The 14,015-nt window shown below is 64.4% G+C and carries 9 protein-coding genes; 7 read left to right on the top strand and 2 right to left on the bottom strand.

All coding sequences use genetic code 11. The features are described 5' to 3' along the window. Positions 1–3: 3 nt before the first annotated feature. Positions 4–1,476 (bottom strand): succinylglutamate desuccinylase/aspartoacylase family protein, encoded by a 1,473-nt coding sequence (locus ACH6CX_RS10130; RefSeq protein WP_396675376.1) that lies wholly within the window; start codon positions 1,474–1,476, stop codon positions 4–6. Between the two features lie 97 nt (positions 1,477–1,573). After that, on the bottom strand, positions 1,574–2,962 hold the full coding sequence (locus ACH6CX_RS10125) for an MATE family efflux transporter (protein WP_396675375.1): 1,389 nt from the start codon (positions 2,960–2,962) through the stop codon (positions 1,574–1,576). Positions 2,963–3,225: 263 nt separating this feature from the next. Here ACH6CX_RS10125 and ACH6CX_RS10120 point away from each other — a divergent pair, with 263 nt between their 5' ends. From ACH6CX_RS10120 to ACH6CX_RS10090, 7 genes are all read left to right on the top strand, one after another. After that, positions 3,226–3,873: a DoxX family protein gene (locus ACH6CX_RS10120; RefSeq protein ID WP_233005973.1), complete on the top strand. Its 648-nt coding sequence runs from the start codon at positions 3,226–3,228 to the stop codon at positions 3,871–3,873. Between the two features lie 70 nt (positions 3,874–3,943). Continuing rightward, positions 3,944–5,542: an ATP-dependent RNA helicase RhlB gene (gene rhlB, locus ACH6CX_RS10115; RefSeq protein ID WP_237063992.1), complete on the top strand. Its 1,599-nt coding sequence runs from the start codon at positions 3,944–3,946 to the stop codon at positions 5,540–5,542. A gap of 176 nt (positions 5,543–5,718) precedes the next feature. Further along, on the top strand, positions 5,719–6,879 hold the full coding sequence (locus ACH6CX_RS10110; protein WP_396675374.1) for a hypothetical protein: 1,161 nt from the start codon (positions 5,719–5,721) through the stop codon (positions 6,877–6,879). A 78-nt stretch (positions 6,880–6,957) separates the two neighbouring features. After that, a complete protein-coding gene (locus ACH6CX_RS10105) occupies positions 6,958–8,979 on the top strand; it encodes an acyltransferase family protein (protein ID WP_396675373.1) in 2,022 nt (673 codons plus the stop codon). Between the two features lie 81 nt (positions 8,980–9,060). Further along, entirely contained in the window at positions 9,061–11,619 is a 2,559-nt protein-coding gene (gene hrpB, locus ACH6CX_RS10100) for an ATP-dependent helicase HrpB (protein WP_396675372.1), read from the top strand. 61 nt (positions 11,620–11,680) lie between these two features. Continuing rightward, positions 11,681–12,328: a DUF1294 domain-containing protein gene (locus ACH6CX_RS10095; RefSeq protein WP_237063986.1), complete on the top strand. Its 648-nt coding sequence runs from the start codon at positions 11,681–11,683 to the stop codon at positions 12,326–12,328. Between the two features lie 150 nt (positions 12,329–12,478). Then, positions 12,479–13,699, top strand: coding sequence for a DUF1624 domain-containing protein (locus tag ACH6CX_RS10090; protein WP_237063983.1), 1,221 nt, complete (start codon positions 12,479–12,481; stop codon positions 13,697–13,699). Positions 13,700–14,015 lie beyond the last annotated feature (316 nt).

The raw sequence follows: 14,015 nt of genomic DNA, 5'->3' as shown, positions 1-14,015 counted from the left end.
TACCTAGTCGTCCTCACCCTCGGGGCTGACCGCCTGGGGTTTGGCCATCTTTTCGGAAATCGGGCCCGGATCGGCGGACTCCTCTTCCAGTCCCTCTTCCTCCCCGGCGGCCTCCGCAGGCTGGGTCGCGGTTTCCTGCTGGCTGGATTCCAGCCCGGCAGCACTTTTCTCCGCAGTATCGGCGGTCACTTCCTCCGGCGGGCTGATCTGCTCCTGCGGTGCCTGGATGCCGATGTGATAGGCGGCAAAGCCGGGCTGCACCACCTGGTTCAGGGCCATACCCAGTATGCGGCCGTTGTGCTCCGAGCGAATTTCCTTGCGCACGTTGGTGATGGGGTTGGTGACGGTGCCCAGCAGGTCGCCTTTGCTGACCGTCTCCCCCAGTTCCACTTCACTGAAAATAATCCCGCCGGTAGTGGCGCGCTGCCAGGTGGAGTTGTAGTACACCGGTTCCGGGTCGCCCCAGAGGCGGAATTTGCTCACCATGCCCAACTGGTTCAGCAGGGTGCGGATGCCCTTTACGCTGTGACTGACCGAGGTCTCGTCCAGCACCATGGGGGCGCCGGCCTCCAGGGTGACGGTGGGGATGCCGGCCTCTACGGCCGCGCGACGCAGGGTGCCCTCGGCACCGTCACTGTGCAGAACCACGGTGGAGCCGAAGCCCCTGGTCATCTTCACCACCTTCGGGTTGCGGAGGTCACCGCGCAGCTGGGGCAGGTTGGTACGGTAGAAGGAACCGGTATGCAGGTCGACCACGGCATCGCAGTTGACAATGACCTCGTTGAAGAACGAGTGGGCGATACGGGACGCCGAAGAACCGTGCGGGTGACCGGGGAAGTGGCGGTTCAGGTCGCGGCGGTCGGTCAGGTAGCGCGAGCCGCGATGGAAACCCTGCAGGTTGACGATCGGCACACCGATCACGGCGCCACTGAGGCTGGCCGGCTCGAGGTTGTACAGCACCCGGCGAACGGTCTCGATGCCGTTCAGCTCATCGCCGTGGACGGCGGCGGTCAGGCACAGGGTAGGGCCGGGCTTGGCACCGTTTACCACCAGCACGGCGGTATTGCTGTAGACGCCCTCGAAATGCTGGCTGGGTGACCAGGCGAGCCGCGTGGCGGTGGCCGGCGGCACCTCGGACCCCAGCAGGCGCAGCGGCTTGGCAGCCACGGGCTCTGCTTCGGTCTCTTCCCCGGCTTCGCTGTTGTCGCCAGCGGCCGGCTTGTCTTCTGCTGGCTTTGCGGGTTCGGGGGCCGGGGCCTGCTGCGCGTCCCCGTCGTCACCAGGTTCCTGTTCCCGTGGCTTGTTCAGGGCCTCCTCGGTGGTGGGCTCGTCCAGCTTCAGGTTTTCAGCCTTGGGCAGGGGCACCTCCTGGGGATCGTCCGGGTCCTCGGTCAGGCCGAGGGCAAGGGTCGATGCCAGGGCGGTGGCGAGGAATAAAGCGTGGCGGGAATGGCGCATTGTCGAGCGCAGGGGCATGCAGTAACTCCGGTTGTTGGCATGTTGATGACCGGGCGTCGCGTAGAGGTTGCCGGCCTGTAATAAATTGGAGCGCGAGTATAGCGAAAGCGTTCCCTCAGGTTTGCGCGCCACTTGGCGAAATGCCCAGCCGGCCCCGGTGTTTGATCGCCATGCCACTGGTGCGCCAGAGGCGCGCCCCCAGCAGCACCGAGGCGACCCCGAGACCGATGCAGATGCCTGCCCAGTAACCGTAGACACCCCAGAAGCCCTCACCCAGCCAGCGGGCACTGGTGAGCCCCACCAGCCAGTAGGAGAGTATCTGCATATACATGGGTACCCGCGTATCTTTATAGCCACGCAGTGCGCCCCAGGCCATGGCCTGGGCCACATCCACCAGCTGGAAGGCCGCGCATAGCAGCAGCAGGTTGGTGGCTACCGCGATGATGTCCGCATCGCTGGTGTATACGGACACGAACGGATGGCGCAGGACGATCAGTACCAGCCCGGTGGCCAGGGCGTACAGGAGTCCGCCGGAAACCCCCACCGTGCTGCTAAAGCGTGCCCGTTTCGGCCGCCCCTGGCCCAGCAACTGGGCCACGCGGATACTCAGGGCCTGGGCCAGTGCCAGGGCCACCAGGTAGAAAATGGAGCCGATGTTCATGCCGATCTGGTGGGCGGCCACGATGGTGGCGCCATAGGGAGCCAGCAGCACCGTGAGGCTGGCAAAAAAGGTGACCTCGCTGCCGGCGCCGATACAGATAGGCAGGCCCAGGGCCAGCTGGTGGCGCAGTGTGGGCCAGTGGGGTTTCGGCAGCGCGAAGCGCAGGTCGAGGGCGCGATAGGTTCGGTCGTTGTTGGCATGCCAGAACAGCGCCAGGGCGATGGCCCAGCTCACCAGGCTGGTGGCCCAGCCACAGCCGGCCCCGCCCAGGGCCGGGAGTGGTCCCCAGCCGAAGACCAGCGCCATATCCAGGGGAATATTCAGCACTGCTGCGGCCAGGTAGATACGCATTACCGCCCGCACCTGGGCCATGCCCTCGCAGTAGCCGCGCAACGCGGTGCCGAGCGCAAACGGCAGGGTGGAGGTGGCCAGTGCCAGCAGGTAGTGCTGCATCACGCGGCGCACCGGTTCCTCGGTATCGATCCACTGGCTCCACCAGGGCACCGCCAGCAATGCGGCCACCACCACCAGCCCGCCGGCGAGTGCGATCCAGAACGCCTGTTGCAGCTCTGCCGCCGCGCCGACTTCATTGCGTGCGCCACGGAGGTGGGCCACCACCGGCGATACCGCTGCCAGCAGGCCCATCAGGGTTACTGCGCAAACGGCCCAGATGCTGGAACCCAGCGCCAGTCCCGCCAGGTCCACCTCGCCGGCGCGACCGGCAACGATGGTATCGGTGACCCCCATACTGATGACCGCCAGGTTGCTGATGACCAGCGGGCCGCCGAGGGTGGTAATGCGGGAGAGTTCGGTGGCGGTGGCCCGCTTGTAGATCTTGAACATGGCAGAGCGCCGCTGGGCTACCTTAATTCGGTGTGTAACAGGTGGGCCGGTTGACCGACCTACAGTGGACCATACGGACAACAGGTGACAGTCCGCGTCTCCCGAACACCCGGCCGGGGTGAGAAAACCTGGAATAGCACTGCTATGCCCGCGTTTTCCCGTCTTTTACCGGAGTGCCCCGAATGCGTTCGCCTGTTGGCGACGAGTCACCAGACTGCCCGTGCGGCCCACCAGCACAAACAATCGTAGAGGAGGGAGGGATTATGGAGCGCTCATCGGGTTGGTTCAATCGCCTGTACGGCAGCTTCCTGCGCCTGGCCAGTGCCACCGACTGGTTGGGGCCACTGGCCCTGCGACTGTTCCTGGCGCCGATCTTTATCCTGGCGGGAATAAACAAGCTGGGCCATATCGGTGACGTGGCGGCCTGGTTCGGCAATCCCGACTGGGGGCTGGGCCTGCCGGCACCGCAGTTGCTGGCCTGGATGGCTGCGCTGACCGAATTGCTCGGTGGTGTTGCGCTGCTACTGGGGCTGGGGGTGCGGCTGGCAACCGTCCCGCTGATGTTTGTGATGGTGGTGGCAGCAGCTACCGCCCACTGGCAGTACGGCTGGCACGCGCTTCCCGAGCAGACGCTGACCATGCCCTGGGAGTGGCGCGAGGACCTGATTGCGGAGGCCGTGGCGCGTAAGGACAAAGCGGTGGAACTGCTTAAGGCCCATGGCAATTACAGCTGGCTTACGGAGGCGGGCAGCTTCACCGTGCTCAAGAACGGGATCGAGTTCGCAGCCACCTACTTCGTAATGCTGCTGGCCCTGCTGGGAACCGGTGGGGGGCGCTATGCCAGCCTGGATTACTGGATTTGCCGGCGCTCTCACGGTCGCGGCCAGCCGCCGCAAGACGCTAACAGGTAGTCTTCGCCCATAGATGATATACTCGCCGATTATTTGAGCATGTAAGCGAGTATTTCACTTGATAGGAAAGTTGTTTCGCCGTTCATCTGCCGACGCGGCAGATGCCAGCAATGAAACTGACAATAGTCAGGACAGCAGCCGCCAGCGCGGAGATGCCGACAAGCCTGCCCGTGGCCAGCGGAATACCGGCAGCAAGGGCAGCGGTGAGTCGCGCGAGGCCAGCAGTTCCGCCAAGGGCAAGACTCGGGATAAGCCTCAAGGCAAGGGTCCCGGCCGGGGCAGGGATGAAGATGGCTCGCGGGGCGGGAAAGGCGGCAATAAGCGCCGCCAGTCACGCCCGGCGACCAAATGGTCGCTGGACCAGTTCCAGGTGCCGGAGCAGGAGGGCAAGGTCCGCTTCCACGACCTGGACCTGCCGCTGGACCTGATGCATGGGATTCACGACCTGGGCTTCGAATATTGTTCGCCGATCCAGGGCCGCTCGCTGCCCCACACCCTCAATGGCCACGACCTGGTGGGCAAGGCGCAGACCGGTACCGGCAAGACCGCGGCCTTCCTGATCACCATAATCGACGACCTGCTCAAGAACCCGTTCGAGGGCGAGCGCTACGCCGGTGAGGCCCGCTCACTGATCATTGCCCCGACCCGTGAGCTGGTAATGCAGATCGCCGACGATGCCAAGGCCCTGTGTAAATATACGGACCTGGAGATCCACACCCTCGTGGGGGGAATGGACTACGGCAAGCAGCAGCGCAACCTGAACGAGCGCCTTGTGGATATCCTGGTGGCCACGCCGGGCCGCCTGCTGGATTTCGCCAGCAACCGCGACTGCTACCTCGACCAGGTGGAAGTCCTGGTGATCGATGAGGCGGACCGGATGCTGGACATGGGCTTTATCCCCCAGGTGCGCCGGATCGTGCGCCAGACCCCGCGCAAGACCCATCGCCAGACCATGTTCTTCTCCGCCACCTTTACCCCGGAAGTGGATTCCCTGGTGGAGCAGTGGACTGACGAGCCGGTGATCGTGGAAATCGAGCCGGAGCGGGTTGCTACCGATTCCGTCGACCAGCGCGTTTACCTGGCTGCCAGCGAGGAGAAATACACCCTGCTGTATAACATCCTGCAGAGTGACGAGGTGGAAAGCCTGATTGTCTTTGCCAACCGTCGCGACCAGTGCCGTCGCCTGCACGAGAACCTGGAGGCGCACGGTTTCAAGGCGGGCCTGTTATCCGGTGAGGTGGCGCAGAACAAGCGCGTACGCACGCTGGAGGATTTCAAGACGGGCAAGACCCGGGTACTGGTGGCCACCGACGTGGCCGGCCGCGGTATCCATATCGATGGCATCAGCCACGTGGTCAACTTCACCCTGCCGGAAGAGCCCGAGGACTACGTCCACCGCATCGGCCGTACCGGTCGCGCCGGCAAGACAGGCACCTCGATCAGTTTTGCCTGTGAGGACGATGCCATGCGCCTGGAGCCAATCGAGGCGCTGCTGGGTCAGAAGCTGAACTGCGAACAGCCGCCCCTGGAGCTGCTGGAAGAGCCGCCCAAGGTCAAGGTTAAACGCAGCAGCGGCGGCGATGGCCGCGGCGCGCGTGGTGGCCGGGACAGCCGGGATGGTCGCGGAGGCGGCCGTCGCGGCGGCGGGAGCCGCGGGCCGCGTCGCTGACAGACTGTAATCCCGGTCGAACTCCTGCGGGAGTATCGCCGGGAGCCTGAAGGCCGGTAAGACCGGCCTTTTTTATTGGTGACATCCTTGTTGGTGACGTTTTACTGATCAAAAACGGGCGGGGAAGCCGGCACCGGCCCGGCCGGTAAACTCTGTTCCCCTGGTAAAGAATAATAATGCGTACTCTCTACCTGCATATCGGTTTCCACAAGACCGGCTCCAGCTCATTGCAACTGGCCCTGCACCGCTGCCGCGCGGCATTGCTGGATCGCGGGGTGGAGTTTGCGGCCCTCGGCAAGAAGGGCAATTCATCGGGAGCCATCGACGTGGAGGCGCGGGACACTGGCCTGCACTTTCACCTGAATGATCGCTTCCGCCAGCTGCTGGCAGCCACTCGCAACGATACCGTCATTGTCTCCGCCGAGCACTTCTCCTTTCTGTACCGGCCCGTGGATATCGAGCGGGTGCGGGACATCTGCGCGGAACATTTCGACCGCACTGTGGTGGTCGCCTACCTGCGCCGCCAGGACCTGCACGCCCGCTCTTTCAAGCAGCAGGGTGCGCGGGGCTGTGAGCGTGGGCGCAGCTCCTCAAGCAAGTTGCTGGGCCACGAGGCAGGCGCGCTGCCGCAACTGACGCCGGCGGTGCGCACTTATTACGATTACTTCAGCAAGCTGCGGCAGTGGGAGGCAAGTTTCGGGCGGGACGCGCTGCAGGTGCGCGAGTTCAGGCCTGCACGGCTGCAGGGGGGCGATATCGTCACCGACTTCGCGAGCCTGCTTGGCGATGGACTGGATATTCCCCCGTGTCGTGTCAACGAGGGCGTGGGGCGCCGGGAATTCCTGCTCACCCACAAGTTGATCGAGCTGGGTGCAGCGCCCGGCGATATCCGCCGGTTGAAACCCGGGATGCGCGGCGACAGCAGCCGTGTGACGCCGGGCCGGGACAACGCCCGGGCCTTTTTCGAGGCGTTTGCCGAGTCGAACCGCCAGTTGAGCGAGCGCTATCTCCAGCATGAATCCGGCCTGGCATTCAGTGATGATTTCTCCACCTACCCGGAAACGGGCAATGACCTGCTGTCCTGCGCCGATCTTGCGGAGTGGTCGGCAGATCTTCTGGGCTCGGGCATAGAGAATCCCCGCGGGCTGAGGGATGCGCTGCTGGACGATTGCATTCGCTCCCTGCTGGAAGACCCGGTGGCGGCAGGAACCCTGTCGCAGGGTGTGGCCGGGGAGTTGCAGGGTATCCGGCAGTGCCTTGCCTGCACCGCGGCCATCGCGCCGGCAAGGACTCCCTGGTGGAGTCGCCTCAGGAGGAAAAAACGCAGCGGCCGGTAAGATACCGGCGGCAACCGCAGGGACTGCATCGGGGGATCCACACAGGGATCCGCAAGTAACGAGCCAATCTGGATAACGATGACAGTGAACAGTGGTTACCGCCGGGATATCGACGGGTTACGGGCGCTGGCGGTGCTGCCAGTGGTTTTTGCCCACGCGGGCCTGCCGGGCTTTTCCGGCGGCTTTGTCGGGGTCGATGTTTTCTTTGTCATTTCAGGCTACCTGATTACCGGCATCCTGGTGCGGGAAATCCGCCAGGGGCGTTTCTCCCTGGCAGATTTTTACGAGCGCCGGGCGCGGCGGATCCTGCCGGCCCTTTTCACTGTACTGTCCGCCACCACCCTGGCCAGCTGGTTGGTGCTGCCGCCCGACCTGCTTGAGGGCTATGCACGATCGGTGCTGGCCACGGTGTTCTTTGTCTCCAATTTCTGGTTCTGGCGCAGTAGCGGTGACTACTTTGGCGCTTCGGCGGAATGGGAACCACTGCTGCACACCTGGTCGCTGGCAGTGGAAGAGCAGTTTTATGTGTTTTTCCCTCTGCTGTTGTGCCTGCTGGCGAGGCGATCCGGCTGGATGCTGGCGGTGGTCGCGCTGCTCTCCCTTGTTTCACTCTGTGCCTCGATGTGGGCCACGCAGGCCCAGCCATTCGCAAATTATTTCCTCACGCCCACGCGTATCTGGGAGCTGGGCCTGGGCGCCCTGCTGGCACTGGGCGCAGTGCCCCGTTGCGGGCGCCGTATCGTGGTGGAGGTGGTGGCCGCCGCCGGATTGCTGGCTATCGCCTGCAGCGTGGTTGCCTATGACAGCGCCACGCCATTTCCGGGACTCGCGGCACTACTACCCTGCGGCGGGGCGGTGGCCCTGATCTGGGCGGGCGCGCAGCGGCCGGTGTTTGCCACCCGCCTGCTGTCCCTGCCGGTTTTTGTCGGTGTGGGGCTGGTTTCCTATTCCCTGTACCTGTGGCACTGGCCGGTGCTGGTATTTGCGCGCCTTATCCACGGCGCGGCGGAATTACCGCTGCTCTCCGCCCTGCTGGCGGTGGTGGTGGCCGGAGGGCTGGCGTACGCCAGCTGGCGCTGGGTGGAGGGGCCCTTTCGCCGTCGCGGCGGTCGTTGGGGTTCACGCCCGGCGATTGTGCGGGCCGGGAGTGTGGCGGCAGTGGCGCTGGTGCTGGTGGCGGTGATTATCAACAGCGGCAAGGGGTTTCCCGGCCGGCTGCCGCCGGAGCTGCTGGCGATATATACCGAGGCGGTGGAGCGTACGCCGCGGCAGGAGCGCTGCATGGGGCGTTTGCCGGACGAGGGGTTGTGCCGCTTTGGTGACACGGCGGCGGACGGGCTTGCGGATGTGCTGATCTGGGGCGATTCCCATGCCGGAGCCTTCCTGCCCGGGTTTGATCTCTGGGTACGGGGACGGGGCCAGGCAGGGCTGGCGGCGGTCAAGTCTGCCTGCCCCCCATTGCTGGGGCTGGTGCGGGCTGATAAGGGTGAGTCCCATCGCTGTGACTTGTTCAACCGGCAGGTGATGGAATTTCTCGAGGCTCGGGATGACCTGGATACCGTTATCCTGGTGGCCCGCTGGGCACAGGCGGTGGAAGGTACACCGGCACCGGGAGAGGGCGGTGACAATGCGGTACTGCAACGCTCGGCTGATGCAGGGAATGATGGCCTGGTGGCCGGCGATGACCATCGCGAGACTAACGCGGAGCTGGTGCGGGGCAGCCTTGCCGACACCGTCCGGCGTATCCGGGCCACCGGGCGCCGGGTGTTGATTGTGAAGGGGGTGCCTGAAGTGGGTTTCTCTGTACCCCTGGCAGTGATCAACGCGGAATTTATCGGTACGTCGCTGGAGCACGCACCCACACGCAAAGAGGTCGAGCGTCGCAACCGTCGTGCCAACCACATTATCGACACCATTGCCGCGGAGCTGGGGGCGGACCAGGTCAGCCCGGTGCCGGAGCTCTGTTCGTCCGCCTGCCGAATCGAGGAGCGCGGGGTGCCGCTCTATCGCGACGATGACCACCTGAGTGCCTATGGTGCACGCATGCTGGTGCCGGGACTGCTCGACCTGGCACTGCTCGATAGCACCAGCCGGGGCTGAGCCTGCGGGAGAGATCCCGCATCCGTTTCCCGGCCCCAATCGCGGACGCTGGCAGGCGGTAAAACCGATATAATCGCGCCCATGCCGGAACTACCGATCAACGCCGCCCTGCCGGACCTCCTCGCAGCACTGGCGGGCCACAACAATGTCGTTCTGCAGGCGCCCCCCGGTGCCGGCAAGACAACCGCCGTCCCCCTGGCGCTGCTGGAGTGCGGCTGGCTGGCGGGGCGCAATATCATCATGCTGGAACCCCGCCGGCTGGCGGCGCGCACCGCGGCCAGGCGTATGGCTTCGCTGCTCGGTGAGCCGGTGGGCCAGACCGTCGGCTACCAGGTTCGCGGTGAGCGACAGGCCGGGGCAGGCACGCGCATCCTGGTCGTTACCGAGGGCATACTCACCCGCCTGCTGCAGTCGGATCCGGAGCTTGCCCGGACGGCCCTGGTCATCTTCGATGAATTCCATGAGCGCAACCTGCAGGCGGACCTGTCACTGGCGCTCTGCCTGCAATCCCAGGAAGTCCTGCGCGAGGACCTCAAGCTACTGGTGATGTCCGCCACACTCGATGCGGCGGGCGTGGCAAGCCTGCTCGGCGGTGCGCCGGTGGTGAGCAGCGAGGGGCGCAGCTATCCGGTGGAGACCCGTTACCTCGCCCCCCGGGAAGTGGTGGAAGACGCGCGCCAGTTGCCGGCGCTGATGGCGCGCAAGATCGGCGAACTGCTCGCTGAGGCCGGCGGCAGCCTGCTGGCTTTCCTGCCTGGTGTAGGCGAGATCCGCAGGGTGGGGGAGCTGCTGGCGGAAAGGGCCGGGGATGAGGTTTTCAACGATGTCGATATCGCCCCCCTGTACGGGGACCTGGGCCGGGAACAGCAGGACGCAGCCATTGCGCCCGCCCCGCAGGGGCGCCGCAAAGTAGTGCTGGCTACCAACGTGGCGGAAACCAGCCTGACCATTGAGGGGATTTCACTGGTGGTGGATTCCGGCCTGATGCGCGAATCCCGTTTCGACCCCAACACCGGTATGAACCGGCTCGAGACCACCACTATTTCCCGGGCGTCCGCCACCCAGCGTTGTGGCCGCGCCGGGCGACTGGGGCCCGGCACCTGCCTGCGCCTGTGGACCGAGTCGCGCCACGGGGGGCTGCCAGCCAAGAACACGCCGGAAATCCTCAACAGTGACCTGGCCCCGCTGGTGCTTGAGCTGGCGCAGTGGGGCGTGAGCGACCCGGATGAGTTGCAGTGGCTGGACCTGCCGCCGCCGGGGCCGCTGGGCCAGGCCCGCGACCTGCTGCAGCGTCTGGAGGCCCTCGACGCCGAACTGCGCATTACCGCACATGGTGCTGCGATGCTGGCACTGGGGACCCACCCGCGGCTCGCCCATATGATGCTGCACAGTTGCGACTGGGGCCTGCAGCGGGAAGCCTGCCTGCTGGCGGCGCTGCTGTCGGAGCGGGATATCTTTCGCGGCGAGCGACGCCTGGACCGGGACCTGCACCGGCGCATGGAATTGTTACTCGAGGGGGGCAAAGGGGACGGCACTGTAGATCGCGGTGCGGTGCAGAGAATCCGGCAGCAGGCCAGGACCTGGCAGGCACAGCTCGCCCGGATGGATGGATCCACTGCTGGTTCCGGGGGAAGCGCCATCGATACGGCCGACCGCACCGGACTGTTGCTGGCACTGGCATACCCGGACCGCATTGCCCGGAATCGCCATGACCGCGGCCGCCGCTTCCTGCTTGCCAGTGGCCGCGGGGCGCACTTCTCCCACGATGATGAACTGGCTGTAGCCGATTACCTGGTAGTGGCAGAGCTGGACGGGCAGGGGCGCGACGCGCGTATTCTGCTGGCTGCGCAGATCCCCGGTGAGTTATTGCCGGAATATTTCCCCCACCTGATTGAACAGGAAGAACAGGTCCGCTGGGATGACCGGGTGGGCCGGGCCGTTGCCAGCGTGCGCACCTGTCTCGGCCGGATCGTACTGGATGAAAGAGCGGCCGAAAATATTTCCCCGGATGCACTCAGCCGTGCATTGCTCGATGCGGTCCGGCAGAAGGGACTGGGGGTATTGCCCTGGACACGCGAGGCGAATGCGCTGCGCGCACGGGTGGGGTTCCTGCGGGCCCAGGCCGACAATTATCCCGACCTGCTGGCGGGCCTGTCACTGCCCCGGTGGAATGATGACTGCCTGCTGGAGAGCCTGGAAGACTGGCTGTTGCCACACCTGGCGGGGATGCGTAGCCTCGAGCAATTGTCCGGGCTCAACATGCACGGCATTTTGCAGGGGCAGCTGGAATGGGCGGACCTGCAGCAGATTGATGAGTTTGCACCCACGCATATTGTCGTGCCCAGTGGCTCGCGCATGCCGATCGATTACGGGGAGGATATCCCGGTGCTGGCAGTGCGCCTGCAGGAGTTGTTCGGGCTGGCACAGACACCGGCGATCCTGCAGGGCCGGTTCGAACTAATGATTCACCTCTTGTCGCCAGCACAGCGGCCGGTACAGGTTACCCGCGACCTGGCAAGCTTCTGGCAGAATACGTACACGGAAGTCAAAAAGGAATTGCGCATCCGTTACCAGAAACATTACTGGCCCGATGATCCGCTCAGTGCACAGGCCACCAGTAAAACCAGGAAACGCATGTGACCCGGTCATTGCCCGGTTGGTCCGGGGGAGGCCAATCAGGCTGCAGAGGGAGGAATGGGCGATGAACAGTGGTACTGGCACCATTGTCACCTGGGACGACGCACGGGGGTTTGGCTTTATCGAACCGTCCGGTGGCGGCAGGCAACTGTTCCTGCATATCCGCGATTTCAGCCGGCAGCATCGGCGGCCAGAGCAAGGATTGATCGTGAGCTTCGCTGTTTCGGCTGACGACCGGGGGCGGCCACGCGCCATCCGGGTGAGGCCCCGACGGGGACATCACCGCCCTGTCGTTGCGGGCGGCCGGGGCGGTCGTGCAGTTCTATTCTGCCTGGTTTTCTACACGGTACTGGCCGCATTGGTGCTGGCGGGGCGGTTTCCGCCACTGGTGCCACTATGGTTCCTGGCACTGGGCCTGCTGACTTTTGTGCTCTACGCGAAAGACAAGTCGGCGGCACGTAACGGCCGCTGGCGCACGCCGGAGAACACCCTGCACCTGTTTTCAATCACCGGCGGCTGGACCGGCGCGCTCGTGGGCCGGGAAATATTCCGGCACAAGACATCCAAGGCGTCTTTCCGGATGCTGTTCTGGTTAACCGTGCTTGGCAACCTGGGGGCGCTGGTATGGCTGCTGTCGCCCGCCGGCAGCGGTACACTGGCCTACCTGTGGGCGCTCTGGCAGGACGTCCAGTATTTTACCGGCTGGGGGTAGGCTGCGTGCCGGCCGGGTGTAATTGCCTGGGACCGGCGAAACTTGCACTGCGTGCAGAAATTGGTTTCTGCTTGGGGCACAAACCAGCAGGCCTGCGATTCCCGCGTCAATCAGGAAGTATCCCAAAATTTAGAACAACGGGTGCTTGCCATGCAAAATCCTGCTACTCCTGCGGCTGCCGTCGGGCCGCTAACGTCCAGGCCCGCTGCGGAGGCCTCTGATACCCGGGCCGGGCGGCTGGTGTCGGTGGACTTTGCCCGGGGCCTGGTGATGGTCATCATGGCCCTGGATCACGTCCGCGACTTCACCACCGCAGCGCGCTTCGCCCCTGAGGAGCTGGGGGAGACCTCTCCCGCCTACTTCTTTACCCGCTGGATTACCCATTTCTGTGCGCCATTGTTCGTACTCCTGGCGGGAATGGGAGCCGGGTTTATGCGGGCCAGCCGCTCACCGCGGGAGTTGAGCCTGTTTCTGCTCTCCCGGGGATTCTGGTTGATCCTGATCGAGCAGACGGTAATGTCATTTGGCTGGAGTTTTGTGCAGCCACAGGGCTACGCACTGGTGTTGACGACCCTGTCGATGATCGGTTTCTGCATGATCTTCATGGCGCTTTTCATTCACCTGCCGCGATATCCCCTGCTGGTGCTTAGCGTCGTCATTATTGCCGGGCACAACCTGCTTGATGGTCGCCTTGTGATGCCGGAAGAGGGGCCACCGCCGGTCTGGTATGCGCTGCACGAGGATATCTTTACCCGTATTGCCGGCCTCCCGCTGGTGGTGGTCTACCCGCTGCTGCCCTGGTTGGCGGTGATGCCGCTGGGTTACCTGCTGGCCGGCCTATACCGAGAGCCCGCGGTGCGCCGCAGGAGGGTACTGCTGGCCCTCGGTTTCGGCGCAGTGGTGTTGTTCCTGGTTCTGCGCGTGGGCAATTTTTACGGTGACCCGGTTCCCTGGATGTCGCAGGCGAGCTATGGCATGACCCTGGTGTCTTTCTTCAATGTCGATAAATACCCGCCATCACTACTGTATCTACTCATGACCCTGGGGCCGGGGCTGCTGTTGCTGGCCTGGTCCGAGCGCCTGCGGGGCCCGCTGGTGGATATCATCAATACCTTCGGGCGCGTGCCTTTTGCCTATTACATCCTGCATATCTACCTGGCCCACCTGCTGGCGCTGGCCATCGCCCAGTGGCAGGGATTTGGCTGGCGTGCCGCAGCGGGAGGCTGGTGGGGGCTGCCGGACGGTTACGGGGTTTCCCTGCCAGCGGTCTATGTAACCTGGCTGGCGGTCGTCGCACTGCTGTATCCATTCTGCCGCTGGCTAGCAGGGGTCAAGGCGCGGCGCAGCGACTGGTGGTTGAGTTATCTGTGAACACACCCGTTTTTACGGGGTTAACGCACGTCTCGTCCCAGCCCGAGAGGCAAGATCACATCCGGAGGCTCCCTTGTTCCCAAGCAGACGTCCCGCCCTCTTGTTGCTTGCATTGATAGTCGCACTTCCCGGATGTGCGCCGACAAGGATTCACCTGCACACGAAGTATTTACCTGAAGACCGGGTCCTCCAGGTAACCCAATCCCTGGAATCGTCAGGTTTTGAAGTCATTGCCCGCGATAACCGCCATCCCGCCACGTTGCTTGGCAGTATCCTGGTATACCAGCCGGGCAGGTTTTCGGAGAGGCATGTTGCC

Source organism: Microbulbifer sp. JSM ZJ756 (assembly GCF_044383805.1).
Classification (GTDB): domain Bacteria; phylum Pseudomonadota; class Gammaproteobacteria; order Pseudomonadales; family Cellvibrionaceae; genus Microbulbifer; species Microbulbifer zhoushanensis.
This window is presented reverse-complemented; position numbering and strand designations above follow the sequence as displayed.

Bases quoted from the DNA above. Each gene is read 5' to 3' on its own strand.
- ACH6CX_RS10095 (WP_237063986.1), top strand. From the start codon at position 11,681: ATGAACAGTGGTACTGGCACCATTGTCACCTGGGACGACGCACGGGGG.
- hrpB (WP_396675372.1), top strand. From the start codon at position 9,061: ATGCCGGAACTACCGATCAACGCCGCCCTGCCGGACCTCCTCGCAGCA.
- ACH6CX_RS10105 (WP_396675373.1), top strand. From the start codon at position 6,958: ATGACAGTGAACAGTGGTTACCGCCGGGATATCGACGGGTTACGGGCG.
- ACH6CX_RS10110 (WP_396675374.1), top strand. From the start codon at position 5,719: ATGCGTACTCTCTACCTGCATATCGGTTTCCACAAGACCGGCTCCAGC.
- ACH6CX_RS10090 (WP_237063983.1), top strand. From the start codon at position 12,479: ATGCAAAATCCTGCTACTCCTGCGGCTGCCGTCGGGCCGCTAACGTCC.
- ACH6CX_RS10125 (WP_396675375.1), bottom strand. From the start codon at position 2,962: ATGTTCAAGATCTACAAGCGGGCCACCGCCACCGAACTCTCCCGCATT.
- ACH6CX_RS10120 (WP_233005973.1), top strand. From the start codon at position 3,226: ATGGAGCGCTCATCGGGTTGGTTCAATCGCCTGTACGGCAGCTTCCTG.
- ACH6CX_RS10130 (WP_396675376.1), bottom strand. From the start codon at position 1,476: ATGCCCCTGCGCTCGACAATGCGCCATTCCCGCCACGCTTTATTCCTC.